Origin of the sequence: Streptomyces sp. NPDC102278 (assembly GCF_044766345.1) — a bacterium.
Lineage (GTDB): Bacteria > Actinomycetota > Actinomycetes > Streptomycetales > Streptomycetaceae > Streptomyces.
Window position 1 is genome coordinate 66,448 of sequence record NZ_JBIWLV010000007.1, and the last position, 25,031, is coordinate 91,478.

Below are 25,031 nucleotides of genomic sequence, written 5' to 3' on the forward strand. Positions count from 1 at the left end.
GGGCTGCCAAGCCTGTTGACATCACCCCGAACATGAAGGACGGTGCGCCGTGATCGGCCATCTGAACGCCCCCAGGTCCGAGCGGAGCCGATGGACGCCATGGGATTCCGCGCCAGAGCCGGACGCCGCCGCCGGGCCGGTCCGGGTCTACTGCCTGCCGCACGCGGGAGGCTCGGCCGGCTCCTACCTGCCCTGGGCGCGTGGTCGACACCAGCCGGGCCTGAGGTTCGTTCCGGTGGAACTTCCCGGCCGCGGCACCCGACTCGCCGAAGAGCCGTTGCGCTCCATGGAACGGGTGGTCGAAGGACTCCTCGACGTCCTCGCCCACCGGCCGGCGGACGAGCGGTTCATGCTCTTCGGCCACAGCATGGGTTCGCAGATCGCCTACGAGACGGCCCGCCGGCTCGCCGCCGAGGAACTGCCCATGCCGGTGTCCGTGATCGTCTCCGGCGGCAGGCCCCCGGGCGCGCCGGCCGTGGCGACGCTCCACGACCTGACCGACGACCGGCTGATGAAGGGAATCGTCGAACTCGGCGGCACACCGGCCGAGGTGCTGGAACATCAGGACCTGGTGGACCTGCTGCTGCCGGTGATCCGCGCCGATCTGACGCTGCTCGCCGACTACACGGCGCGGGTGCGCCCCACCGTTCTGCCCTGCCCGGTCGTCGCGCTGGGCGGGGCGCAGGACAAGCTGGCCGGCCCGGAGTGGATCAGTGGCTGGCGTTCGACGACGGCCGCGCGCTTCCGTCAGCGGATCCTCCCCGGGGACCACTTCTTCCTGCACACGCACCGCGCCGAGGTGATGGCCGAACTGGCCGCCGAGGCGGTCGACGAGGGGGCACCCGGCCAGGGCTGACCGTCGGCCACCGGTCGCATTCCGGCCACCGGCCGTCCGGGCCCGTCCGAGGGGCCCGGACGGCCGGCCCGCGACGCGGCGGCCCTCGCGGACCGCCGCGCACGGCGCGTGCCCCGCGAGGAACGCCCCGCCCGACGTCGCGCTCATCGGTCCGCCCGCCGCTCCAGCGCGGCGGCGAGCACCCGCCCGATCTCGTCGATCGGTCCGGGATCGGCCAACTCCAGGTGCCGGGCGTCGATCGGATGGTCCTCGATGCGTCCCACGACGTGGTTCACCCAACTCTGCGGACCGGACACGGGCCGCCCCGCTCCCGCCCCGGGACCGTCGTACGCGAACTCGGCGGTGGCGGTGAAGGTCAACAGACCGCCGTCGAGCACCCGCGGGAACCAGCGGGCCATCAGCTCGCCGTGGTAGCGGCACGTGTCCAGCATCACCGCCAACTGGGCCGCGTCGCGCGGCGCCGACGCGCCCAACGCGGGCGCCAGCAGCCGCAGCAGCTCCTCCGCGTCCGGTGTCCAGCTCCCGTCGGCCGCCGCCTCCATGCGCTCCCGGGGGGCGCGCACCGCGTCGAGGAGCCGGAGCAGGACCTCGCCCTCGGTGACCGTTCCCTGCCGGACGTCGGCCGCCGTGGGGGCCGTACTGTCCATCAGCGCGACCAGGTCGACCGTCTCGCCGCTCTCCTTCAGCTGTACCGCGATCTCGTGCGCGAGCACCCCGCCGAACGACCACCCCAGGAGCCGGTACGGGCCGTGCGGCCGCACCTCGCGGATGCGCCGCGCGTACTCCGCCGCGAGCGCGCCCATGTCGGCCGGACGTTCCCGCCCGCCCGCCGGGCCGATGCCCTGCAACGCGTACACGGGCTGCTCGGGACCGAGAGCGCGCAGCAGCCCCGCGTACCCGAACCCGTCGCCGACCACCGGGTGCACGCAGAACAGCGGGGGCCGCGATCCCTGCGCCCGCAGTGCCAGCAGCGGCTCCCACGCGGGGAGCGCCACCTGCGGATCGGCCGGCGGCGGGCCGGCCGGCGCCGTCCCCGGGTCGATCGCGGACGCGGTGGGCGCCGGGCCGGAGGCGACGCCGGTCGTCCCCGACAGCCTCTCGGCGATCAACCGGGGGGTGGGGCAGTCGAACAGGGCCCGGATCGGCAGGTCCACGCCCAGCTCCGCCCGGATCCCCTCGGCCAGCCGGACCATCAGCAGCGAGTGACCGCCCAACAGGAAGAAGTCGTCTTCCGGCCGGACCACGGGCACGTCCAGCAGATCCGCGAAGAGCGTGGTGAGGGTCTTCTCCAGGGGTGTCCGCGGCTCCTGGGCGGCCGAGTCCCCGACGGCCGCCGCCGGATCGGGCAGCGCCGCCCGGTCCAGCTTGCCGTTGGCCGTCACCGGGATCGCGTCGAGCGCCACGTATGCCGTCGCCACCATGTGCTCGGGCAGCCGGCCCCGCAGGTGCGCGCGCAACTCCTCCGCCCCGGGCGCCGCGCCGCCGGCGGCGGGCACCAGGTAGGCGACGATGCGGGACGCGGCGCGCGGGTCCTCGCGTACGACCACGGCGCAGGAGCCGACCGCCGGGTGCTCGCGGAGCACGGCCTCGATCTCCCCCAACTCGATGCGGAAGCCCCGGACCTTGACCTGTCCGTCGACCCGGCCCAGGTACTCGATGACACCGTCGGCCCGCAGCCGGGCGAGGTCGCCGGTGCGGTACATCCGGGTGCCGGGGGCCCCGTGGGGGTCCGCGACGAAGCGCTCGGCGGTCAACGCCGGCCGGTCCAGGTAGCCGCGGGCCAGTTGGACGCCCGCCAGGTAGAGGTCGCCCGTGACCCCGGGCGGCACCGGTTGGAGTTCGGCGTCCAGGACGTAGACGCGGGTGTTCCACACCGGCCGTCCGATCGGCACCGGCCTGGTCGGATCGTCGTCCGGGCCGCAGGCCCACGCGGTCACCTCGATGGACGCCTCGGTCGGGCCGTACAGGTCCACCAGCTGCACGTCGGGCAACACCTCCCGGAACCGGCGGGCGGTCGCGGAGCCCAGCGCCTCGCCACTGGCGACGACCAGGCGCAGCGACCGGCAGCGACCGGCGTCGGGGTCCTGGAGGAAGGCGTCGAGCATGGAGGGCACGAACTGCGCCACGGTGATCCGCTCCTCGCGGATCAGCCGGGCCAGGTAGGAAGGGTCACGGTGCCCCTCGGGCTTGGCGACCACCAGCGTGGCGCCCGTGGTCAGCGGCCAGAAGAACTCCCACACCGACACGTCGAAGCTGGACGGGGTCTTCTGCAACACCCGGTCCGAGGAGGTCAGTCGGTACTCGGCCTGACCCCAGCGCAGCCGGTTGGCGACGCCCTCGTGCGGGACGACGACCCCCTTGGGGCGCCCGGTGGAGCCGGAGGTGTAGATCACGTACGCGGGATCGGCGGGGGAGGGTCCGGTCGGTTCGCGGCGGGGGGATCCGTCGCCGACCGGTTCGTCCGTCGCCCCGACCCACGGGTCCACCACGGTGAGGCCCTCGGGCACCGTCAGGGCGCCGGCGGTCCGCTCCGTCGCGACGAGCGCGGCCGGGCGGGCGTCGGCGAGCATGAACGCCAGCCGCTCCGCCGGGTAGTCCGGATCGAGCGGCACGTGCGCGCCGCCCGCCCGGTGGACGGCGCACAGCGCGGCGACCAGTTCGACCGAGCGGGGCAACGCGACCGCGACCCGGCTCCCGGGGCCGACCCCGGCGCCCGTCAGGCGCCGGGCGAGCGCGTCCACGCGGGTGTCCAGTTCGGCGTAGCTCACCGCGGCGCCCTCGAAGACCACGGCGGTGGCCTCGGGCGTCCGGGCGATCTGCTCGGCGACCGCGTGGGCGAGGGTGGTCGGCGGCAGGTCCCGCCGGGTGTCGTTCCACTCCTCCAGGATCCGGGTCCGCTCGTCGTCGGAGAGCAGCCCGACCCGGCTCAGCGGAAGATCCGGATCGCGGGCGACGGCGGTGAGCAACCGCGCGAGCCGGTCGGCGAGAGAGGCGGCGGTGGACTCGTCGAAGAGGTCGGCCCGGTACTCGACGGAACCGACCAGGGCTCCCGCCGCGCCGTCCGTCACCGGCTCCGCGCCCAGCGTGAACGTCAGGTCGAACTTGGCCGGCGCCAGGCCCACTTGGATGCCCCGCGTCGTGACGCCGGGAATGTCGAGGGACGTCTCCACCGCCTGGTTCATCACCAGGGCGACCTGGAAGAGCGGGTGACGGCCGGGAGAGCGCGCCGGGTTGACGAGGTCCACCAGCCGTTCGAAGGGCAGGTCCTGGTGCGCGTACGCGGCGAGGTCGGTCTCCCTGACGCGCCGCAGCAACTCCCGGAACGTCGGGTTGCCCTCCGTGTCGGTCCGAAGGACCAGGGTGTTGACGAAGAATCCGACGAGCTCACCCAGGCCCTCGTCGAGGCGCCCGGCCACCGGCGTGCCCAGCGGAATGTCGGTACCGGCCCCCAGACGGGTCAACAGGGCCGCGAGGCCCGCCTGGACGGCCATGAACAGACTCGCGCCCTCGCCGCCCGCGAGCTCGACCAGGGCGCGGTGCACCGAGGCGTCGACCCGCAGGGGGACGACCCCGCCCGCGTGTCCCGTCGCGGCGGTGCGACGCCGGTCCACGGGCAGCGCGATCTCCTCCGGCAGCCCCCGCAGGGCCTCGCTCCAGTGGGCCCACTGTTCGGCGGCCAGCGAACCGGGCTCCCGGTCGTCGCCGAGCAGGGCGTGCTGCCAGAGGGTGTAGTCGGCGTACTGCACCGCCGGCGCGCCGCGCTCGGGCTCCCGCCCGGCCAGCCGAGCCCGGTACGCGGAACCCAGATCGCGGGCGAGGGGGCCCAGGGACCAGGCGTCGCAGGCGATGTGATGGATCGTCAACAGCAGTACGTGCCGCTCGGGAGCGATCCTGAACACCCGCGCCCGGAGGGGCGGTCGCCGGGCCAGGTCGAAGGGCTCCGAGGCGGCGGCCGCCAGCGCCGCGTCCAGCGCGGGACCGTCGGCGTCCTGCGGGTCCAGCGGCAACACGTCGAGCAGCGCCGGCAGCCGCCGCGGGTCGAGGACCAGTTGCCGGGGCGCACCGCCGTCGTCGGGGAAGACCGTGCGCAACGCCTCGTGCCGCTCGACGACGTCGCCGAGGGCGGCGGCCAGGGCCCCGATGTCGATCGGCCCGTCGAGCCGCAGGGGCAGCGGGATGTGGTAGGCCGGGCTCTCCCGGTCCAGGCGCTGGAGGAACCAGAGCCGGCGCTGGGCGTACGACAGGGGGATCCGGTCGGGGCGCTCGGCCGGCAGCAGGGCGGGACGGCGGCGCCGGTCGCCCGCCGCCCCGTCGGCCCGCACGAGCCGGGCCAGCCCGGCGGGGGTGCGGGCCTCGAACACGGACCGGACCGTGAGGTCCGCGCCGGTCGCCGCGCGGACGCGACTGATCAGCCGCATCGCGAGCAGCGAGTGGCCGCCCAGGGTGAAGAAGTCCTGGTCGGGACCGACCTCGGGTACCCGCAGCACCTCGGCGAACAGCGCGCACAGGGCGGTCTCCTCGGGGCCCTCGGGCGCACGGCCCGGGCCCTCGGTGACCCGTACGTCCGGTTCGGGCAGCGCCGAACGGTCCAGCTTGCCACTGCTGGTGAGCGGCAGCGCGTCGAGATGGGAGTAGGCCGCGGGAATCATGTACTCGGGCAGCCGCCGCGCGAGGTGCGCGCGCAGCTCCGCCGGGTCGGGGGCGGAGCCCGGCGCGAGCGCGAGGTAGCCGGCCAGGAACCGGTCGTCGGGGGAATCGCCCCGGACCACGACGGCGGCCTGGACGACGCCCGGGTACTGCTCCAGGACCGCCTCGATCTCGCCCGGCTCGATCCGGAAGCCGCGGACCTTCACCTGCTCGTCCGCGCGACCGAGGTACTCCACCTGACCGTCGCGGCGCAACCGCGCCAGGTCCCCGGTGCGGTACATCCGCGAACCGGGCGGACCGTACGGGTCGGCCACGAACCGTTCCGCGGTGAGCGCGGGCCGGCCGAGGTAGCCGCGGGCCACCTGGACCCCGGCGAGGTACAACTCGCCGCGGACCCCGACGGGGGCCGGCCGCAGCGACCCGTCCAGCACGTAGGCGCGCACGCCGTCGATGGGCCGGCCGATGACCGGGGTGACGCTGTCGCCCAGCGCGCAGGCCAGCGCGTCGACGGTGGTCTCCGTCGGCCCGTAGTAGTTGTGCGCGGCCAGGTCCGGAACGGCGGCCAGCCGGGTCCACAGGTCGGGCCCCACGGCCTCGCCGCCGAGCATCAGCACCTCGGGCCGGTGCGCCCCCTCGTCCAGCAGCCCGGCGGCGATCAGCGGCGCCAGGTAGGTGGGGGTGAGGTCGAGGAAGACCACCCGCTCACGCCGCACGTACGCCACCAGCGCCCGCGGGTCGAGCCGGACGTCGTCGGAGAGCAGGTGCAGCCGGTGCCCCTCCAGCATCCAGAACAGTGGGTCCCACGAGGTGTCGAAGGTCTGGGAGGCCACCAGGGCGACGTCCTGGCCGGCCTCGGTCACGGGGCGCACCAGACGGGCCCGGTGGTGGCGCATCAGGTTGGTCAGGGACCGGTGCTCGACGACGACGCCCTTGGGGGCGCCGGTCGAGCCCGAGGTGTGGATGACGTACGCGGCGTCGCCGGGGCCCGTGGGTCCGGTGCGGTCGGCGTCCGTCAGGTCGTGCGACGGGTGGGAGGCGACCGCCGCCACCACCCCGGGGTCGCCGATCACGCAGGCCGCCGGATGCTCGAACGGCGTTTCGGCGCCGGCCCCGGACACGATCACGCACACGGGTCGGACGGTGTCGAGGAGCCCGGCGAGCCGTTCCCGCGGCGTGTCCACGGCGACGGGCACGTAGGCGGCCCCGGACTTCAGGATGGCGAGGAGGCTCACGAGCAGGTCGGCGTCCCGGGACGCCATGAGCATCACGTACCGCTCGGGTCCGGCTCCGCGCCGCACGAGCTCCCGGGCCAGCCGGTTCGCCCGCGCGTTGACCTCGCCGAAGCTCAGCCGGGTCGCGCCGGCGACCACGGCGATCCGGTCGGGGTCGGCCGCCGCGCGTTCCTCGAAGGCGCGGTGGAACGTGATGTCCGAGGGCGCCCCCGCACCCGAGGGCAGCGCGGGACCGTTGCGGGCGGCGGTCAGAACGGCCCGGTCCTCGGGGGTCAACAGGTCGATGGAGCCGATCCGCCGGTCGGGGTCGGCGACGACCGCCTCCAGCAGCAGGGTGAGCCGGCTCATCAACGCCTCGGCGCCGGCCAGATCGAAGAGGTCGCTGCTGTACTCGACGAAACAGGTCAGCCCGCCCGGCCCCCCGTCGTCGTCGCGCCGTTCCATGACGTTGAACGACAGGTCGAAGCGGGCGCCGCCCGGGTCCGCCTCCACGAACTCGATCTCCACCCCGGGGAAGGTGAGTTCGGCCTTGGGCAGGTTCTGGAAGGCGAGCATCACCTGGAACAGCGGATGCCAGCCCAGTGAACGCCGCGGGTTGAGCGCGGTGATCAACCGTTCGATGGGCATCTCCTGGTGCGAGAAGCCCTGGAGGTCGACCCGCCGGACCCGCTTGAGCAGCTCCCGGAAGGTCGGATCGCCCGAGGTGTCCACGCGCAGCACGAGCGGGTTCACGAAGTACCCGACGACGTCGTCGTAACGCTCGTCCATCCGCCCGGCGGTGGGGCTCGCGATCGGGATGTCCGTCCCGGAGCCGGAACGGGTCAGTACGGTCGCGAGCGCGGCCTGGACCACCATGAACAGGCTCACCCGACAGGCGCGGGTCAGCGCGGTCAGCCCACGGTGCAGTTCGGCGGAGAACTCCCAGGGGAAGTAGTCGCCCTCGAAGGTCTTGACCGCCGGCCGCGGGTGATCGGTGGGCAGTTCGAGGCAGTCGGGTATGCCGTCCAGGGCCTTGCTCCAGTAGCCGAGCCGACCACTGATCCCGCTGTCGGGGTCCTCCAGATCGCCGAGCGACTCGCGCTGCTCCAGCGCGTACTCGGCGTAACTCGCCTGCAGAGGTGCCCAGATGGGCTCCCTGCCCTGGGTCCGGGCCAGATAGGCGGCGCTCAGGTCCCGGGCCAGCGGAGCCATGGACCAGCCGTCACCGGCGATGTGGTGCTGGACCATCAGCACCACGTGCTCCCGGGGTCCGAGCACGAAGACGTGCAGGCGCAGCAGCGGGTCCGCCGTCAGGTCGAACAGGACCCGGCAGGCGGCGGCGATCAACTCCGGCAGCTCCTCCTCGGTCGCCGCCGCCACGGTGAGCGGCGTGGCGACGTCCGCCGGATCCAGCACGCGCTGGTACGGGGTCCCGTCCCGCTCGGGGAAGACCGTGCGCAGTGCGGCATGGCGTGCGATCACGTCGTCCAACGCCGCCCGGAGGGCGTCGACGTCGACGATTCCGGTGAGCCGCATGGCCACCGGCATGTGGTACGACGCGTCGCCGTCCTGCAGTCGGTCGTTGAACCAGAGGGCCAACTGTGCGTACGACAGCGGAATCTCCGTCGACCGGTCGGCTTCACCCTGCACGTGTCTTCCTTCTTCCCCGTGTGGACCTGTGGTCCGAATCGCGACAACCAGCCGTCAAATGCCGGGGGGTGGTCAGTCCCCGGCGGTCCAGCGGTACGTCGCGTCCGGCTCCTTCTCCTCGTTGCGGCTGCCGTCGTTGAAGTCCACGGCGACGAAACCGTGGTGCTCGTAGAAGGCGCGGGCGCCGGTGTTGCGCTGGAACACGTGCAGCGTGAGCTGTTCGGGGCTCGCCCCGCGGACCAGCTCCAGCAGCCGCGAGCCGATGCCGCGCCGCAGCGCGTCGGGCCTCAGGTAGAGGTGATCGAGCTCGCTCCCGTCGAGCGAGGCGAAGCCCAGCAGTTCGCCCCGCTCGTCCTCGGCCACCCACACCGTGCTGTCGGGCAGGACCACGTGCGTGATCCAGGCGAGGGTGTCCTCGTCGCTGTGCACCCGGGGGAGGTAGGGCATCGCGGCGGCGCGCGACGCCAGGAAGACCCCCGTGACGGCCTGCGCGTCTGCGGCCGTGGCGCCGCGCAGACGCACCGTGCCCCGGTCGGGTCCCTGCTCGGCGGGCTCGTTCGCTGCCATCCGGAATCTCCAAGCTGTCGATGCGTCGTGCCCGCCGGACGGACACGATCCGTGGTCAGAACGTGTAGGTGCGGCTCGCGAGGGACAGACCCGCCTCGTCGGCGAAGTACGCCCGGTCGCCGGGGAGGGGTCGGTCCAGGGCGGCGGCGGGCAGCCCCGCCTCCTCGGTCATGGCGAGCAGCCGTACCGGAGCGTCGCCGCGCACGGTCAGGGTGAGCGTGAACCCCTCCGCCGGCGGAGCGGCGTGGACGAAGCCCCACTTCCAGGGGGTCGCGGTGTACCCGCGGTTCTCTCCGCCCGGCAACTCGCCCGAACCGCCCGGGGCTCCGGCCAGGCTCGCCTTGACGACCTCGGTGGAGGTGGTGTCCACGTAGAGGGCGGTCAGTACGGAGCGGCCCCGCTCGGCGGAGACGGCCAGGGTCAGCCGGCGCCCGCCCGACACGCGTTCGTCGGCGACCGCGCGCACCACCGGCTCCGCGACGGTCACGGCCGGCGCGTCGCCGACGAGATGGCCGCCGGGCGGCGCCGGCAGGGCCGGGATGCTGTTCTCCAGGTCCGACGTGCGTTCGCCGTCGGTGTAGTGGGCCACCCAGGAGTCCGGGTCGGCGTTCTCCGACACCCAGTGGGCGCGGGAGCGGTCCAGGTCCCGGACGTACATCAGGCTCACGGGCAGGGGATGACCGCGGTCCGTGCCGTCGACCACCGCGCCGACGCCCACCAGCGAGACCCCCGACACGGCCAGGGCGAGACCGATGGCGAGCCCGGTGCGCGGCCGACCGGCGAGGTGGGCCGCCGGCAGCAGCGACAACGCCGCGACCAGCACCACGAAGAGCAAGGGAATCGCCGCCGCCGCGAGTTGCACCGCGGGGAACAGCAGGACGACCAGCGGGACGATCAGGACCGCCGCCGGGAACCCGGGCAGGGCGAGGACCGCGGGCCGCCAGGGCGAGTCCTCGGCGAGCCGCGGGGTCAGGGCCAGCGCGCCCGCGCCCGCGAGCGCGGTCCAGGTGAACAGGTAAGACGCCCCGGGCAGCACCAGGGCGGTGGCCAGGGCGAGGGCCACCAGCCAGGCCAGCACGGCCGCCAGGGACTCCACCGGTGTCGTACGGGTGCGGGTCCACCGCGACCAGCACCAAGCGACCCCGATCACGAGCAACACCAGGCCCGCGACGATGAGTTCGGGCCGGTACGGATCGCCGTGGGTGAAGCGGGCGTAGGCGGGCTTGACCAGCAGGAGCAGCTGCCAGGAGGCCCAGCCGACCGCCCCCGCCGCCACCAGGACCAGCGGGAACGCGGCGGCGGCCAGCGTCGCCTTCCGCACCCGCAGCGCCCGCCGCCGGCGCGCGTACCAGGCGCCCGCGACGGCGGCGAGGAGGGCCGCTCCCGCCAGGGGCAGGACGGCGCCGGCAGGGTAACGCACCAGCACCGGACCCACGTTGAACCACGTCGAGTCCGAGGCGCCGGCGACCCGCTCCAGGTCCGCGCCCGCGAGGTCCCGGGTGGCGGAGAGCACGGTGGAGCCGAGGTCCTGGAGACTGCCCGAGTCGACGTGCTCGATGTCGTCCTCGGTGGAGTGGTAGCGGGAACTGCCGCCGATCACGGCGAAGTTCAGCCCGGTCAGGCCGGCGTCGCGGAAGTGGGTGAAGTCGGTTTCGTTGGGGAGCAGTCGGTAGACCTCGTCCGCGAGGGACGTGGCGACCGGCGGACGGTCACCCAAAGCGCCGACGACGCCCGAGCTGCGGTCACCGGTCTGGAACATGACGGCCGGCCCGGTGGTGCCGCGGGCATCGAGGTTGATCACGACGTCCCGTCGCGGGTCGAGGGCCGGCGTGTTGCGCACGTACGCCCTCGCGCCGAGCTGCCCGATCTCCTCCGCGTCGGTGAAGAGCAGGACGACGTCGTTGCGCGGTCGCTCCCCGGACCTCAGGATCCGGGCGATCTCCAACACCGCACCCACGCCGAGACCGTCGTCGGAGGCGCCGGGACCGGACGAGGTCGAGTCGGTGTGGGCGACGAGCAGGACCCTTCCGGTCGAGGACCGCCCGGGAACGGTCGCCGTGATGTTGTGGACCCGCCCCGCCAAGTGCGAGGCGGCGGAACCGGGCAGCACCTCGGTCGCCTCCTGCACCGATGGATTCAGGCCAAGTTTCCGCAACTCATTCTCCACGTACGAGCGCACCCGGTCCGCGGCCGCCGATCCGGACGGATGGGGCGCGGTCGCGATGTGTTCGATGTGTTCTTTCGCCCGCCCGGCGGAAAAGGAAGTCGGTGACTCATCTTTGCCTACCGGTAGGGAAGTTGACTGCACCGCGAATCCGCAGAAGGCCGCGATCAGAGCGAGCAGCGCGACCGCCGACAGCGCAGGCATGCGCGTTCTCATTCGTGTCCCCCGGCACTTGGCGAACCACCAGGCGGGTTCGTTCACCGAAGCAACGTAACAGCACCGGGCAATCGTTGATAGATCTTGCCGGGGTCGGTCCCATGGTGTTTGGATGGGCAGCCGCAGGACGGCCATGACCAGTTGCCCCGCGATGTCACCGGCTACGAGGGGGATCCCAGGGTGAACGTCCCCGCTGTCCGCATGAGCGGCGCGGTCAAGAACTACGGATCGGCCACGGCCGTCGACGGATTGGACCTGGAGGTGCCGGCCGGGATGTTCCTCGGCCTGCTCGGTCCCAACGGCGCGGGCAAGTCCACCACCATGCGGATGCTCACCGGGCAGAGCAGGGCGGACAGCGGCACCGTCGAGGTCTTCGGACACAGACTGCCCGAACAGTCCCGTCGCGTCCGATCCCTGATCGGCGTCGTCCCGCAGCACGACAACCTGGACTCCGAGCTGTCGGTCCGACAGAACCTCGACGTCTTCGCCCGGCTCGGGGCCGTGCCCGCGCGCGAATGCCGCGCCCGGGTGGACCGGGCGCTGGCCGACGCACGCCTGACCGACCGGGCCGGTCACCGCGTCGACGCCCTCTCCGGCGGCATGCGCAGACGACTGCTCCTGGCCCGGGGGACCCTGCTGTCCCCGCGCCTGCTGCTGCTCGACGAACCCACCGTCGGCCTCGATCCGCAGATCCGCCAGGACCTCTGGGACGTGATCGAGGAACTGCGGGCGGGCGGCACCACCGTGGTGATGTCCACCCACTACATCGAGGAGGCCGAACGCCTCGCCGACCGTGTGGCCGTGGTGTTCGGCGGCAGGCTGATCGCCCAGGGCGCCCCCGCGGAGCTGCTGCGCGCGCACGCCGGGACGCAGGCCGCCGAGTACCGGGGCGAGGCGGCGCGACGCGCGCGCGTGGAGCGGGTCGCGACCGAGGCGGGCCTGCCCAGCCGACGTACCGGACTCTCCGTCTCCGTGCTGCGCGCCGAGACCATGACCGCTTCGACGCACGAACTCCTGGGCGCGCCCGACGTCCTGCGCCCCACCACGCTGGAGGACGTCTTCGTCGTTCTGACCGGGGCGCTCTTCAACTGATTCGCACCGCCCCGCGACGGCTCCGCCGTTCCAGAAAGGACCCTTCCCATGACGAGGGCAGCTCCCGCACGCCCCGCGCGGACGCGGGTACGCGGTCCGCAGGACCCGAGCGAGGCGACCCCGGTGCTCTGGCCCACCCTGCGGGCCGTCTGGTTGCGGGAACTCCTGCTCTTCCGCCGCTACTGGCCGGCCGTGACCTTCGGTTCACTGGTGGAGCCGCTGGTGTACATGGCGGGATTCGGGCTCGGGTTCAGTCGGTTGATCAGCACGGCGGAGGGGCGACCCTACATCCAGTTCATCGGCACCGGCATGGTGGTCACGTCGGTCCTCTTCGCCTCGGCGTTCGCCGGGATGTTCGAGACCTTCAACCGCCGGTGCTACCAGAAGCTCTACGACGACATGCTCAGCCGGCCGGTCGACGTCTGGGAACTGATCACGGCCGAGGCCTCCTGGATCGCCGTGAAATCGTCGATATACAGCTCCGCCCCGCTGCTGATCACCCTGGCCGCGGGCCTGCCGGCCACCCCCGGACTGCTGCTGGTGCCCTTCATCGCGCTCTTCTCCGGGTTCGGCTTCGCCCTGTGCGGCATGTGGGTCTCCTGCCTGGTGCCCGCGATCGACTGGCTGCGGCTGGTGGTCTCGGGCGTCCTGACACCGATGGTCATGGCGGCCGGGGTGTTCTTCCCGCTGGACGGGCTGCCCGGTTGGATCCAAGGCATCGCAACCGTGAATCCGATCTACCACTGTATGGAATTGGTACGTCACTCGGCGTTCGGGACGCTGGGAATGGTCGACGTCACCCACGCGCTCGTTCTGATCGGATTCACCGCCCTCAGTTGGTTCCTGGCATTGCGCGGCATGACCCGCCGCCTCATCGACTGATTTCCGATGCCGGAAGTACATGTTTGAACATACATGTATCGGTATATTCTTCCATCTGCTCGACTGAAAGGGGGTCGTCATGACCAATCCGTTCGACGATCCGGACCGTCTCTTCCGGGTGCTGCGCAACGCCGGTGGTGAACATTCGCTCTGGCCGGACGGCATCGACGTTCCCGACGGCTGGCTGGTCGTCCACGGCGAGGCCTCGCGCGTCGACTGCCAGTCCTGGATCGAGGCCAACTGGCGCTGAACCGCCGACCGGTACCGACTCCGGACCGCGTCCCTCACGGGGCGGCGGGGCGCGCGTGAGTGCGACGCCGCACGGCGGTCGGGTCGAGCCGGTCCGGCAGTGGTGCGCGGTCAGCCCCGGCCCGCGGTGGACACGCCGTCCACGTACGTGTCGATGACCTCGATGCCGCCGATGCGCGAGGGCTCCACCCGTGTGGGATCGTCGGCGAGCACCACCAGGTCGGCGAGCTTCCCCGGGGCCAGACTGCCCGCGCGGTCCTCCCGGCGACAGGCGTGGGCGCCGCCGACGGTGTACGCGTACAGGGCCTCCTCGACGGTGATCGCCTCCAGCGGGCCGATCGCCCGCCCCGACAGCGAGGCCCGCTCGACCATGAACTGGACGGCCCGCAACGGGGAACCGTCCGTCACCGGCCGGTCGGAGCTGCCCACCAGGGCGACTCCGTGGTCGAGGAATCCGCGCCCCCGGTACATCCACGGGGCCCGCTCCGGCCCCATGACGGCCGCGTAGTCGTCCCCGAAGTACCGCAGGAAGTTCGGCTGGACCACCGCGCTGAGACCCAGGGCCGCGAACCGCGGCAACTGGTCCGGGCGGATCAGCCCGGCGTGCTCGATCCGGTGTCGTGCGTCCGCTCGGGGGCGCAGGCGCTGGGCCCGCTCCAGCGCGTCCAGGGCGAGGTCGGCGGCGCGGTCGCCGATGGCGTGCACCGCGAGCTGCCATCCGGCGAGGTGTCCGTCCACGATCAGGTCCGTGATCGCCTCGGGGGAGTCCTGGAGTTCGCCGGCGCCGTCCGTGCCGACGTACGGACTGGTCAGCGCGGCCGTACGGGCCATCATGCCGCCGTCGGTGTAGATCTTGAGCGCGCCGACGGACAGCCAGTCGTCCCCGAACCCGGTCCGCAGCCCGAGGTCGAGGGCGCGCGGGAAGCCGTCGTCCGCGTGGGCCGCGACGGGGCGCAGGGTGTCCCCGGCCGCCATCAACTGGACCCGCAGCGGAAGCCGGCCCCGGTCGCGCAGCCACTGGTAGGCGCCGGCCTCGACGGGGCTGTGGCCGAGGAGTCCGCCGCCGATCCCGGCCTCCGCGCAGGAGGTGATGCCCTCGCGCAGGCACTCCCGGCCCGCCCGCTCGATGGCGTCCGCCAACTCTGCCTGGGAGTAGGGCAGTCGAAGCCTCCGGGCGGCGGTCATGGCGCCCTCGGCGAGGAAGCCCCCGCCCGCGGCGGCCGAGGCCGGCAGCAGGTCCAGCACCGCGCTGTCGACCACGCAGCCGTGTCCGGAGTCGTGCAGCATGAACACCTTGCGCCCGGCACTGACCTTGTCCAGTTCGAGGGCCGTGAGGTGCCTTCCGAGGGCCCGTTGGTCGTATCCGGCGATGTCCACCCAGGCCCCAGGGGGTTTGTCCGCGACGGCCCGCGCCACCACCGCCAACACGTCCTCGACCCGCCGGCACGGGGCCACGCTCGGCGTGGCCGCCTTCAGGCCGGCCCAGGCCAGGTGGACGTGGCTGTCGACGAACCCCGGCAGCACGGTGGCGCCCTGGAGGTCGACCACCTCACGGGCGGGCAGCCCCGTCACCGCCTCGTCGAGGCCGACGATCCGCCCGCGCCAGATCCCGATGTCGTGGGCGACGGGGTGCGCCGGGTCCATGGTGACGACGTGTGCGTTGGTCAGCCGCGTACTGAGCATGGGCATCGGTCCTCGGGGAGTGCGGCCACCGCTTCCAGTCAGGGGGTGGCGGGCCCTGTCACCGTGTCGACACCACGTCGACGGCGCTTCTACAGCGCGGAGCCGATCTCCTCGCCGGCGTGGCGAAGTCCGCCGCCGGCGTGCTCCGGGGCGCGGTCCACGATGGACCGCAGGATGTCTGCGACCCGGACCGCCGTGTTCGACAGCAGGGAGGAGGTGATGCCGTGGGTGTGCTCGGTGCCGCCCTGGAGGTAGATGCCGCAGCGCAGTTCGGGAGCGGTCGTCGGGCGGTAGTCCCGCTCGACCCTGACCCGGCCCCGCTCGTCCAGTCGGCAGTATCGGCCCACCTCGCCGAGGAGACCGAGCGCGTCGGCCGAGCGGTAGCCGGTGGCGTAGACCAGCACGTCGGCGTCCAGCCGGGTCCGTTCCCCGGTCACCAGCGATTCGACCGTGGTGAGGACCTTGTGCGGGGTTTCGACCACGTCGGTGAGACGGGAGACCTTCAGGAAGCGCAACCGCTCGGTGCCCAGGTCCTTCTCCCGGTACTGCTGCCGGTAGAGGTCGTCGCAGATCGCAGGTGTGCCAGACGCGGTCCGTGCGCTCGACGCCCTCGGGAATCCGCGGTCGCAGCCCGGTGCCGATCAGGAGGTTGCGGGCGCGGTGGACCACCGGTCGCGCACCGGAGCGCGCGGCGACGTCCACGTACCGCACCACGCCGTCGACCACGACGGGGCGCACGGCGATGACCTCGTGGCACAGGAAGCTGAACTCGCTCGTCGGATTGCGCAGCATCACCAGGTCCTTGAGGAAGGAGACCTGCGTGGTGGCGTCGTCGATCAGCACGCCGCGGTGCCGGCCGAAACGGGGCTGCCGCTCGAATAAGTGGGCCATGACCGCCCCTTCCCGGCCGACGCCCGCGTTGTGCTCGCTCAGTGCGATGGCCATGGCCACATTGGACGGTCCGAAACCGATACCCATCAGATCGTGGATCAATGGCGCATCGTCGGGAAGAGCCTGTGACATGTCACTCCCATCGGGGGTGGCCGCTTGCCGGTGCGAGGGGGAGCGCGGAAGCGAGGCGTGCCGAGTGCGACTGTCCGAGAACTTAGGTAAAGCTACCTGGCCCCCCACCCCTGTCGATGGGACGACAGATGCCTTCCGGGCGATTTTTCGGTCCAACGCGCCCAGGATGTGCGGGCGTTGTATGGTTAGGTAAGCCTTGCTTTACTGATCGGTATCCACTGGGCCGGATCCACTGGGCCGGAGCTTCCACCGCGAGGGCGAGGGCGACTGGGTCAACCACGGGCCGGCCGTCACCCGGGTCGGCACGCGGGACGGCCGGGAACCGCCCGCGACGGAGTACCGCACCCCCATGGGTGGATACCTGATCAACAGGCCCTGACGGGCCGCCGCACGCCGAAGTCGCCACCGATCGACCGGCCCGCGCCCCCGCCGTGACGTCGGGACGCCGGCCCGACCCTCGCCGCCGCGCGGTCATCGGATCCGTGCGGCGGCGACGTCATTGCGGTGGCGGCGCACGCGGCAACGAACGAACGGGGAATGAGGGGAAGCTGATGGAGCGACACACGGCCACCGCTGCGAACGGGGGCCCCGCCGGGCCCCCGTTCGTCATCATCGGGGTGGGGAACACGCAAGCCGACTGGGCGCGGGTGCTCGGCGCCCTCACCAACGCGGACCCGGCCGGCGGTACCCGGTCGACTCCGGGGGCCGCCGCACCGGGGCCCACGCGGGACGGACCGGCGTCGGAGCCGGACCCGCGGCCCGCCGCCGGCGACCCCGGCCACCGCGGCGGATCGGCCGCGGTGCCGGAGCCCAAGAGCGCGACACCGCCCAGCGTCCTCGACCTGAACGCCTACCTCGTCTACGCGATCGGCAAGACCGCCCGGCGCAGACTGACGGCCAAACTCACCGAACACGGCCTGCGGCTGTGGCACCTGACCGTGCTGGCGCTGCTGTCCGACCTCGGCCCGCAGTCCAAGGGCACCCTCGCGACACGCCTCGACATGAACGCGAGCGACCTCGTCAAGATCGTGAACGACCTGAGCCGCGCCGGCCACGTCGACTGCACCCGCGACACCGAGGACCGCCGCCGGGTCGTCGTGGGCCTCACGGAGGAGGGCCGCACCGCACTGAGCCGGCTCAACGCGGACATAGCATCCGCCGACGAGGAGTTCCTTGAACCCCTCAGCGCCTCCGAACGCGCCCAACTCGGCGCCCTGCTGCGCCGCGTTCACCGGCACTTCGACACCACCGCGTCCCACACCGTCCACGAGGAGGCCGGGGGCCCGGCGGGGCCCCCGGCCGGGCCGCATCCGGCCGGCGTCCGACCCGTCGAGGCCCTGCGCATCGACTGGAACCGGTCCGCCGAGGAGATCGGCGATCTCGTCCGGTCCCGGTCCCGTTCCTCCACGGCCGCGTACACCCACCACGGCGGGCGCCGCCTGGAGATCCTGTCCGCCGCCGTCACACCGGACCGGTACGACGGCGCGCCCGGCCGCGTGGTGCGCTCGACCTCCGACGGCCCGGTGATCGTGGCCGGTTCGGACGGCGGGTCCGCGCCGGGACGGGGGCTGGCGGTGCGGCGGGTCCGGACCGAGGACGGCACCGAGATGTCGGCGAGCGAGTACTTCGATCCGATGCCGGGTGGGCTGACGACCGAGAGCTGAGCCGGACCGGACCGGACCCGCGGGCCCCCCGGTTCCACATCTCGACACGCGGGCGCACCGGTGTGCCTCCACCGGGATGATGGCCGAGGCTCCGGGTCGTTGTGGGAGTGTGCGGGCGGTCCCGATTCGGATTCGGGAAACGGAAGAGGAACAGCACCATGGAGGTACCTGACCGGATGGACGAGCAACTGCGGGCACTGGGCCTGGTGGAGGCGCAACGCAAGGCGGTGGCCCTGTTCGCGGAGGTCGAGGCGCGGGGCCTGGTCGTGCCCGGCGCGGGCGAACGGGAGGTCAGCGACGGCATCCGGGACCTGGCCAACGAGATGTTCGGCACCACCAAGCACTGGCACAAGCGGATCGTCCGCTCCGGCCCGCACACGATGTTTCCCTACCGGGAGAACCCGCCCGACCGGATCATCGGGGAGGACGACATCGCCTTCGCGGACTTCGGCCCGATCTTCGAGGAGTACGAGGCCGACTTCGGCCGTACCTTCGTCTTCGGCGACGACCCGACCAAGCACCGCCTCCGCGACGACCTCGCCCGGGTGTTCGCGGAGGGCCGGCGGGCCTTCCGCGCGGATCCCCACATCACCGGCAAGCAGTTGTACGCGGAGGTGGAGCGGTCGGCGGCCGAGGCCGGCTGGACACTCGGCGGCTGGCACGCGGGACACCTGGTGGGGGAGTTCCCGCACGAGCTGATCGACGGCGCCAAGGTGGAGTCGTACGTCACCCCGGACAACGACCACCCGATGCGCCGCACCGACCGGGCCGGATGGCGCTGCCACTGGATCCTGGAGGTCCACCTGGTGCACGAGCCGGGCGGCTTCGGAGGCTTTTACGAACAGCTCCTCGACTTGGCGTAGGCCCCCGCGCTCCGCGCGGCGGTCGCGCTCGCACCGCCGGGCGGGACCGGGCGGGACCGGGCGCCCCCCCCGGCGGGTCCTCAGGGACGCGGGGAGAGTTCGGCCATGGCGCTCCAGCCCCGGCCGGGCACCTCGACGTTGATGATCTCCGGGGTCGAGGCGATGGCGCCGGCCAGCGTCTCCATCCCGGCCTTGAAGTGCTCCGACGCCACGTGCGCGGCGCCCGCCTCGGCGTCGGCGAAGGCCTCCAGCAGGGTGTACTTGTTCGGGTCGTCGACGCTGCGCGACCAGTCGTAGAACAGGTTGCCCGGCTCCGCGCGGGTGGCCCGGGTGAAGTCGTCGACGAGCGTGAGCCAGTTGTCGCCGTGTTCCGGACGGACGTCGAACCTGACGGCTATGAAGATCATGCGCACCAGCCTGACACCCGATTCCCGCCGCCGCACGCCGGACCGGTCCGCTTTCCGAGCCTGTCGGAAACCCGGCGGAAAGCGGCGCCCCGAGGGCCCCCGGAGCATGCGAGACGACCGAGGCCCAAGGGCGAGACCGGCCGGGTTCCCGACAGGCGACCTCAGAGCAGGCCCGCCGCACGGGCGAGCGCGCCCCGGACCTCGTCGGGGCGCCGGCGGTACTCCCGGGTCGGCAGCGACACCGACAGCGCGTGCACCGCGTCGTCACCCCGCGGCCGCTCCGCCGGCAGCGCGACGGCCACGCAGGTGTAGGCCAGGTCGGCCTCTCCCACCGAGACGGCGTAACCCTGCCCGCGCACCCGGGACAGCTCCGCCTCCAGCGACTGCGCGCTGGTGATGGTGGCCGGGGTCAGGCGCGCCATGCCGTGCTCCGACAGGTAGCGCCGGAGCAGCGGCCGGGGGATCTCGGCGAGCAGCGCCTTGCCGTGCGCGGTGGCGTGCGCACGGGTCTCCCGCCCGGGCGCGAAGGGGTTCGCGGTGTCCGCCACGGGAGCCGTCGTGTCGACCACCGTGATCAGCCCGCCGCGGTACGCGGTGTAGTACGCCTCGGCGCCCGTGGCCCGGCGCAGCCGCGCCAGCACGTCGGTGACGCCCGGCGCCGGGTCCAGGTGCCGCAGGAAGCTGCGGTGCAGCCGGGGGATGAGCGGCCCCAGCGCGTACCCGCGCGCCGTCCGCACGAGGTGGCCGCGCTCCGTGAGCGGGGCCAGCAGGTGATAGACGGTCGACAGGGAGCAGCCCGTCCGCCGGGCCAGCGCCTTGGCGCTGACCGGCCCGTCCGCGTCGGCCACCGCGTCGAGGAGGGCCAGCGCCCGGTCGACGGACTGCGGACCGTGGTGCGGCATGGCGGGTTCCCCGGGGGCGAGCGGCGACGTACGGGACCTCCCGACCCTACGCCGGCGCCACCGCGCCCCCGGCTCCGGCGGTCCGTCGGACGAGCGGCCACCGGATCGGCGGACTTGCGGCTGCCGGTTCCGCGCGGTGGAGGGAGGATGGAACCCACCCGGCACGCGTGCGCGGGAAGGGAGCGGGCAGAACCACTGGCCTCCGGGCGTGATGGGAAGGAGCGGCCGGCATGAGCAGTGCTGATGCCGTTCCCCCCGGCTCCGATGCCGTTCCCCCCGGCTCCGACGCGCCCGGCGGCGAGTTCTTCGCGGAACCGGGCGGGCTCCTGGACGACCTGGGTGTCGCGGCGGTCCTGCTCGACGACCTCGGGCGGATCGCGCTGTGGAGCCCGCAGGCCGAGGAACTGTTCGGCTACACCGCCCAGGAGGCCCTGGGCCGCTTCGCCGCGCAGCTGCTCGTCGGCGAGGATCAGCGCGACCACGTGGTGGCCCTGTTCGCCGCGGTGATGGCGGGTGGCGGGCCCTGGGCCGGTGTGTTCCCGGTGTCGCACAAGGACGGCAGCACCCGGTTGGCGGAGTTCCGCAACATGCGGTTGGAGGACGCCCGGGGCAAGACCTACGCCCTGGGCATCGCCTCCGACCGGACCGTGCTGCGGCGCGTCGAGCGCAGTCTGGCCCTGTCCCTGGGGCTGGTCGAGCAGTCCCCGATAGGACTGGCGGTCATGGACACGGACCTGCGCTACGTCCTGGTCAACCCGGCCCTCGCCCGCATCAACGGGATGCCGGCCGAAGCACACCTCGGCCGGTACCTCCACGAGGCCCTCCCGCTCCTGGACTCGGGCCCCCTGGAGGCGGCCATGCGCGAGGTCCTCGCCGACGGCGTCCCGCAACTGAACCGGCTCACCACCGGCCACACCCCCGCCGACCCCGACGACGAGCGCGCCTGGTCCATCTCGCTCTACCGACTGGGCGACTCGGTGGGACGGGCGATCGGGGTCGCCGCCTCCGTCGTGGACGTCACCGAACAGCACCGGACCTCCCGCGCCGTCGCCCTGGCCCGGCAACGGCTCGCCCTGATCGCCGACGCGTCCGTACGCATCGGCACCACCCTCGACCTCGACGTGACCGCCCGCGAACTGGGAGACATCGCCGTCCCGGAGCTCGCCGACCTCGCCACGGTCGACGTCCTCGACAGCATCCTCTGGAGCGACAACCCGCCCGAGGACCCGGGCGCCGACACCGTGCAGTTCCGCGCCCTCGCCGTCACCGCGGCCCGTCCCGGCCCGGCCACCCTGGCCGTCGACCCGGTCGGCGAACTCGCCCGCTACGACGCCACCCGCCTGGTCACCCGGTGCGTGCTCACCGGCCGGCCCATCCTCGTGCGCCGGGTCACCGATCGGGAGATGGCCGGGATCGCCCGGAACCCCGAGGCCGCGACCCTGCTCGTCGAGGCCGGACTCCACTCCTATCTCGCGGTGCCCCTGACCGCCCGCGGGGAGGTCATCGGCGTCCTCGGCCTCCAGCGGACGAGCAACCCGATGGCCTTCGACCACGACGACGTCCTGCTCGCCGGCGAGCTGGCCGCGCGGGCCGCCGTGTGCATCGACAACGCCCGCTGGTACCAGCGCCAGCGCCGGGCCGCCCTCACCCTCCAGCGCCACCTGCTGCCCCAGGAACCCACCGTGACCCCGGGCCTGGAGATCGCCTACCGGTACCAGCCCGCGGCGGCCGTCGGCGAGGTCGGCGGAGACTGGTTCGACGTCATCCCGTTGCCCGACGACAAGACGGCGCTCGTGGTCGGGGACGTGATGGGCAGCGGAATCAACGCGGCCGCGACCATGGGGCAACTGCGCACCGCGGCCCGGACGCTCGCCGAGCTGGATCTCGATCCCGCCGCCGTGCTGACCAGGCTCGACCACACCACGACCGGCCTCGGACACACCATGGCCACCTGCGTCTTCGCCGTCTACGACCCGCACGCCGACCGGTGCCGGATCGCGACCGCGGGCCACCTGCCGCCCGTACTGGTCCGCCCCGGCCGGGAACCCGAACTGCTCGACCTGCCCACCGGGGCGCCGCTGGGCGTCGGCGGCGTGACCTTCGAGGCCACCACGTTCGAACTGGGCGTCGGCGACGAACTGGTCCTCTACACCGACGGGCTGGTCGAAACCCGCGACGAGGACATCGACGTGCGCCTGCGGGCCCTCACGGACCTCCTCGCCCACCCGGGGCGCACCCTCGAAGAGACCTGCGACGTGCTCCTGGGCGCCCTGCGCCACCCCGACGACCGCGACGACGTCGCCCTGCTCATCGCCCGCACCCGCCCCCGCTGAGCCCGGCGCGCCCGCCCCCGTCGCCCGCCGCTTGATTCACGCGGGACCGGGCAGGAGCCAGGCCGAAGGACCGAAACCGACAGCGGAGGAGTGGATTCCATGTCCGGCGACGTATGGGGATACCGCGAGACGTCGGGACGGCTGCGGGACCTCGACCTCACGGGGTACAAGGTCGAGGCCGCCGACGGCCACATCGGCAAGGTCGACAAGCACTCCGACGCGGTGGGCGCGTCCTACATCGTCGTCGACACCGGCCACTGGATCTTCGGCAAGGAGGTCCTGCTGCCCGCCGGCACGATCACGCGGATCGACCAGGAGGACCGGACGATCCACGTGGACCGCACCAAGGCGCAGATCAAGGACGCGCCCGAGTTCGTCAGCGCCAGACACCTCACCGACGCGGAGTACCACCGCCAGGTCGGCGCCTACTACACCGGCGGCCCCGAACACCGCGCCTGACCCGCCGGCGCGGTGTACCCCGCCGCTTCACGGTCGGCGGGCCACCACGGGGTACGTGGGGTCCTGCTGACCGCCCGAGGCCAGCATCCTGACCTCACCCTGGTCGCTGATCTCCGCGCGGATGATCCCGGTCTCGTCGGCGTACACGGGATGACCGCCCGGTCCCGCCTGCGAGGTGCGCGAGACGAGGACCTTGTCCTGCCCCCGCTCCCCGTCGCCGTCGCTCCGGAACACCAGCTCATACCGGTCCTCGTCCACCGCGCCTCCCGTTCCGTGCCTCCGTCGGCCGTCCCTCCCATGGGAAGGCCTCACCCGGGGGCGCGTCCAACGCACTGCGGCGATTGGCCCAGAGCGACGCCTGCCCCGGAGACGCGAAACAGCCCCGGACTCGGGTCCGGGGCTGTTTCGCGGCGGTGCGGCGTGGTGGGGCTCAGCCCTCCTGCTGCTCCTGCTGCGCCTGCTTCTGCGCGTTCTTCTCCTTGATGCGGACCGTTTCCTTGCGGACCTCGGCCTGCGTGGCGCGCTCCTTCTCCAGCCACTCGGGGGCCTCGTTCTTCAGCGCCTCGATCTGCTCGGTGGTGAGGGGCTCGGTGACCCCGCCCCGCGCCAGACCGGCGATGGAGACGCCCAGCTTGGCCGCGACCACCGGCCGGGGGTGCGGGCCGTTGCGGCGCAGCTCCTGGAGCCACTCGGGCGGATCGCTCTGCAGGGCACCCAACTCGCTGCGCGAAACGACACCCTCCTGGAACTCGGCGGGGGTGGCTTCGAGGTACACACCCAGCTTCTTCGCCGCGGTCGCGGGCTTCATGGTCTGGGCGGTCTTGTGCGACGTCATGGAGTCAAGAGTATCGAGCGTGTGCACCACCTCTGACCACGGCCGGTAACCTGGCCCGGTGACAGGCTCGGAAGTACCTCCCTCGTTCCGGCTCGCCTACGTTCCGGGGGTGACACCCACCAAGTGGGTGCGGATCTGGAACGAACGGCTGCCCGGCATCCCGCTGACCCTCGTCGCGGTCGCCCCCGCCGACGCCCCCGACGCCCTGCGCGCCGGCGAGGCGGACGCCGGATTCGTGCGGCTGCCGATCGACCGCACCGACCTCAGCGCCATCCCGCTGTACACCGAGACCACGGTCGTCGTGATCCCCAAGGACCACCTGGTGGCGGCGGTCGAGGAGGTGTCCACCGCGGACCTGGCCGACGAGATCGTGCTGCACCCCCTCGACGACACCCTCGACTGGGAGGCCCTGCCGGGGCGGCCCGCGATCGAGCGTCCCGCCACGACGGAGGACGCCATCGAGCTGGTGGCCGCGGGCATCGGCGTGCTGGCCGTACCGCAGTCCCTCGCCCGCCTGTACCACCGCAAGGACCTCACCTACCGGCCGCTGACGGGCGCCCCCGAGTCGCGCGTGGCGCTGTCCTGGCCCGAGGAGGAGACCACCGACCTGGTGGAGGAGTTCATCGGCATCGTCCGCGGGCGTACCGTGAACAGTTCCCGCGGGCGCTCCCTGGCCGCTCCCGCGCCCGCGCCCGCGCAGCCGAAGGGCAAGCGTCCGGCGCCCGGCGGGACGGGACGCAAGCCCACCGGCGGCAAGAACCCGCGGGGAGGCGCCGGCGCCCCCAAGGGCGGCAAGGGCGGCAACCCGGGCAAGGGTGGCGGCAAGCGCGGCAAGCCACGAGGGCGCTGAAGGGCGTCCGTCACCGCGGGGCGCGAGAGATGATCTCTCGCCGTCAGTGTGCTCGCGGAATCCGTAGACCACTTCACATCATTACCGGGAGAACCCGTGACCGTGAGCAAGAACATCAACAACCCCGTGGGCCAGGGCGGCGGCCAGCGCAAGAGGCTGTCCCGCGCCGAACGGCAGAACAACGGTCCGCACCGCAACCGCGACCGCCAGGGGGCGGCCGACCAGAAGGCGGATCTGGTGCGCAAGATGCGCGAGAAGGCCGGCGCGGCCGAGGGCGCCGGGCAGACGGGTGACGACACCGCACAGAGCTGAGACACCGCCGCCGCAGGGCGGCGCCGCACGGGGCAGGGCCCGGACCGCGACGCGCGGTCCGGGCCCTGTCGCCGTGCCGGGGCCCGTCCGGCACCCCCACCTCGCCGGACCGCGCCGCCGGGAGGGTCCGCCGCGCGTGGATAATCGAGCAGGTGTTCGGTTGTGG

Annotated in this window: 18 protein-coding genes and 2 pseudogenes; 11 read left to right on the plus strand and 9 right to left on the minus strand. The window is 73.0% G+C overall.

Annotation, left to right across the window (positions count from 1 at the left end):
* Positions 1-49 precede the first annotated feature (49 nt).
* On the plus strand, positions 50-856 hold the full coding sequence (locus ACIRO3_RS18845) for a thioesterase II family protein (protein ID WP_404137915.1): 807 nt from the start codon (positions 50-52) through the stop codon (positions 854-856).
* A 143-nt stretch (positions 857-999) separates the two neighbouring features.
* Here the strand turns inward: ACIRO3_RS18845 and ACIRO3_RS18850 are convergent, their stop codons facing one another.
* The 3 genes from ACIRO3_RS18850 to ACIRO3_RS18860 all read right to left on the minus strand — a co-directional run bounded on the left by ACIRO3_RS18850 (position 1,000) and on the right by ACIRO3_RS18860 (position 11,059).
* Positions 1,000-8,364, minus strand: a complete 7,365-nt coding sequence (locus ACIRO3_RS18850) for an amino acid adenylation domain-containing protein (RefSeq protein ID WP_404137918.1) — start codon at positions 8,362-8,364, stop codon at positions 1,000-1,002.
* A gap of 72 nt (positions 8,365-8,436) precedes the next feature.
* Positions 8,437-8,931: a GNAT family N-acetyltransferase gene (locus ACIRO3_RS18855; protein WP_366001416.1), complete on the minus strand. Its 495-nt coding sequence runs from the start codon at positions 8,929-8,931 to the stop codon at positions 8,437-8,439.
* A 55-nt stretch (positions 8,932-8,986) separates the two neighbouring features.
* Positions 8,987-11,059, minus strand: a complete 2,073-nt coding sequence (locus ACIRO3_RS18860; RefSeq protein WP_404137921.1) for a M20/M25/M40 family metallo-hydrolase — start codon at positions 11,057-11,059, stop codon at positions 8,987-8,989.
* A gap of 432 nt (positions 11,060-11,491) precedes the next feature.
* Between ACIRO3_RS18860 and ACIRO3_RS18865 the strand changes: the two genes are divergently transcribed.
* The 3 genes from ACIRO3_RS18865 (at position 11,492) to ACIRO3_RS18875 (ending at position 13,535) form a co-directional block, all read left to right on the plus strand.
* Positions 11,492-12,403, plus strand: coding sequence for an ABC transporter ATP-binding protein (locus ACIRO3_RS18865; RefSeq protein ID WP_404137924.1), 912 nt, complete (start codon positions 11,492-11,494; stop codon positions 12,401-12,403).
* 48 nt (positions 12,404-12,451) lie between these two features.
* Positions 12,452-13,285, plus strand: coding sequence for an ABC transporter permease (locus ACIRO3_RS18870; protein WP_404137927.1), 834 nt, complete (start codon positions 12,452-12,454; stop codon positions 13,283-13,285).
* A 79-nt stretch (positions 13,286-13,364) separates the two neighbouring features.
* Complete coding sequence (locus tag ACIRO3_RS18875; RefSeq protein WP_361780901.1) at positions 13,365-13,535, plus strand: MbtH family protein; 171 nt, start codon at positions 13,365-13,367, stop codon at positions 13,533-13,535.
* 110 nt (positions 13,536-13,645) lie between these two features.
* Here ACIRO3_RS18875 and ACIRO3_RS18880 read toward each other — a convergent pair whose 3' ends face one another.
* Both ACIRO3_RS18880 and ACIRO3_RS18885 read right to left on the minus strand, forming a co-directional pair.
* Complete coding sequence (locus ACIRO3_RS18880; protein WP_404137930.1) at positions 13,646-15,217, minus strand: amidohydrolase; 1,572 nt, start codon at positions 15,215-15,217, stop codon at positions 13,646-13,648.
* 89 nt (positions 15,218-15,306) lie between these two features.
* Positions 15,307-16,240, minus strand: a pseudogene (locus tag ACIRO3_RS18885) (SidA/IucD/PvdA family monooxygenase).
* Positions 16,241-16,475: 235 nt separating this feature from the next.
* Between ACIRO3_RS18885 and ACIRO3_RS18890 the strand changes: the two are divergent.
* The 3 genes and pseudogenes from ACIRO3_RS18890 to ACIRO3_RS18900 form a co-directional block, all read left to right on the plus strand.
* Positions 16,476-16,619: pseudogene (locus ACIRO3_RS18890) on the plus strand (methionyl-tRNA formyltransferase); the annotation flags it as partial.
* Between the two features lie 172 nt (positions 16,620-16,791).
* Entirely contained in the window at positions 16,792-17,904 is a 1,113-nt protein-coding gene (locus ACIRO3_RS18895; RefSeq protein WP_404137933.1) for a MarR family transcriptional regulator, read from the plus strand.
* Positions 17,905-18,062: 158 nt separating this feature from the next.
* On the plus strand, positions 18,063-18,767 hold the full coding sequence (locus ACIRO3_RS18900) for a M24 family metallopeptidase (protein ID WP_404137936.1): 705 nt from the start codon (positions 18,063-18,065) through the stop codon (positions 18,765-18,767).
* A gap of 80 nt (positions 18,768-18,847) precedes the next feature.
* On the opposite strand, the gene ACIRO3_RS18905 is transcribed toward ACIRO3_RS18900, so the two are convergent.
* Together ACIRO3_RS18905 and ACIRO3_RS18910 are read right to left on the minus strand one after the other, a co-directional pair.
* Positions 18,848-19,174 carry a putative quinol monooxygenase gene (locus tag ACIRO3_RS18905; protein ID WP_404137938.1) on the minus strand — a complete coding sequence of 109 codons (327 nt, stop codon included), beginning with the start codon at positions 19,172-19,174 and terminating at the stop codon, positions 18,848-18,850.
* A gap of 161 nt (positions 19,175-19,335) precedes the next feature.
* The gene (locus tag ACIRO3_RS18910) at positions 19,336-20,076 is read right to left on the minus strand and encodes an IclR family transcriptional regulator (RefSeq protein ID WP_404137941.1); all 741 of its coding nucleotides are present in this window, start codon (positions 20,074-20,076) and stop codon (positions 19,336-19,338) included.
* A gap of 230 nt (positions 20,077-20,306) precedes the next feature.
* On the opposite strand from ACIRO3_RS18910, the gene ACIRO3_RS18915 reads away from it, so the two are divergent.
* Both ACIRO3_RS18915 and ACIRO3_RS18920 read left to right on the plus strand, forming a co-directional pair.
* Positions 20,307-22,409, plus strand: coding sequence for a SpoIIE family protein phosphatase (locus ACIRO3_RS18915; protein ID WP_404137944.1), 2,103 nt, complete (start codon positions 20,307-20,309; stop codon positions 22,407-22,409).
* A 99-nt stretch (positions 22,410-22,508) separates the two neighbouring features.
* Entirely contained in the window at positions 22,509-22,868 is a 360-nt protein-coding gene (locus ACIRO3_RS18920) for a PRC-barrel domain-containing protein (protein WP_404137947.1), read from the plus strand.
* A 27-nt stretch (positions 22,869-22,895) separates the two neighbouring features.
* Here the strand turns inward: ACIRO3_RS18920 and ACIRO3_RS18925 are convergent, their stop codons facing one another.
* Together ACIRO3_RS18925 and ACIRO3_RS18930 are read right to left on the minus strand one after the other, a co-directional pair.
* Positions 22,896-23,126, minus strand: coding sequence for a DUF6296 family protein (locus ACIRO3_RS18925; protein WP_361780878.1), 231 nt, complete (start codon positions 23,124-23,126; stop codon positions 22,896-22,898).
* 172 nt (positions 23,127-23,298) lie between these two features.
* A complete protein-coding gene (locus tag ACIRO3_RS18930) occupies positions 23,299-23,703 on the minus strand; it encodes a DUF5997 family protein (RefSeq protein WP_361780876.1) in 405 nt (134 codons plus the stop codon).
* A gap of 58 nt (positions 23,704-23,761) precedes the next feature.
* On the opposite strand from ACIRO3_RS18930, the gene ACIRO3_RS18935 reads away from it, so the two are divergent.
* Both ACIRO3_RS18935 and ACIRO3_RS18940 read left to right on the plus strand, forming a co-directional pair.
* Positions 23,762-24,553, plus strand: a complete 792-nt coding sequence (locus tag ACIRO3_RS18935; protein WP_404137952.1) for a LysR family substrate-binding domain-containing protein — start codon at positions 23,762-23,764, stop codon at positions 24,551-24,553.
* Positions 24,554-24,649: 96 nt separating this feature from the next.
* Positions 24,650-24,865, plus strand: coding sequence for a DUF6243 family protein (locus tag ACIRO3_RS18940; RefSeq protein ID WP_361780872.1), 216 nt, complete (start codon positions 24,650-24,652; stop codon positions 24,863-24,865).
* Positions 24,866-25,031 lie beyond the last annotated feature (166 nt).

Coding starts and splice junctions, on each gene's coding strand:
- ACIRO3_RS18855 (WP_366001416.1), bottom strand. CDS start 8,931: ATGGCAGCGAACGAGCCCGCCGAGCAGGGACCCGACCGGGGCACGGTG.
- ACIRO3_RS18870 (WP_404137927.1), top strand. CDS start 12,452: ATGACGAGGGCAGCTCCCGCACGCCCCGCGCGGACGCGGGTACGCGGT.
- ACIRO3_RS18875 (WP_361780901.1), top strand. CDS start 13,365: ATGACCAATCCGTTCGACGATCCGGACCGTCTCTTCCGGGTGCTGCGC.
- ACIRO3_RS18880 (WP_404137930.1), bottom strand. CDS start 15,217: ATGCTCAGTACGCGGCTGACCAACGCACACGTCGTCACCATGGACCCG.
- ACIRO3_RS18895 (WP_404137933.1), top strand. CDS start 16,792: ATGGAGCGACACACGGCCACCGCTGCGAACGGGGGCCCCGCCGGGCCC.
- ACIRO3_RS18900 (WP_404137936.1), top strand. CDS start 18,063: ATGGAGGTACCTGACCGGATGGACGAGCAACTGCGGGCACTGGGCCTG.
- ACIRO3_RS18905 (WP_404137938.1), bottom strand. CDS start 19,174: ATGATCTTCATAGCCGTCAGGTTCGACGTCCGTCCGGAACACGGCGAC.
- ACIRO3_RS18910 (WP_404137941.1), bottom strand. CDS start 20,076: ATGCCGCACCACGGTCCGCAGTCCGTCGACCGGGCGCTGGCCCTCCTC.
- ACIRO3_RS18915 (WP_404137944.1), top strand. CDS start 20,307: ATGAGCAGTGCTGATGCCGTTCCCCCCGGCTCCGATGCCGTTCCCCCC.
- ACIRO3_RS18920 (WP_404137947.1), top strand. CDS start 22,509: ATGTCCGGCGACGTATGGGGATACCGCGAGACGTCGGGACGGCTGCGG.
- ACIRO3_RS18930 (WP_361780876.1), bottom strand. CDS start 23,703: ATGACGTCGCACAAGACCGCCCAGACCATGAAGCCCGCGACCGCGGCG.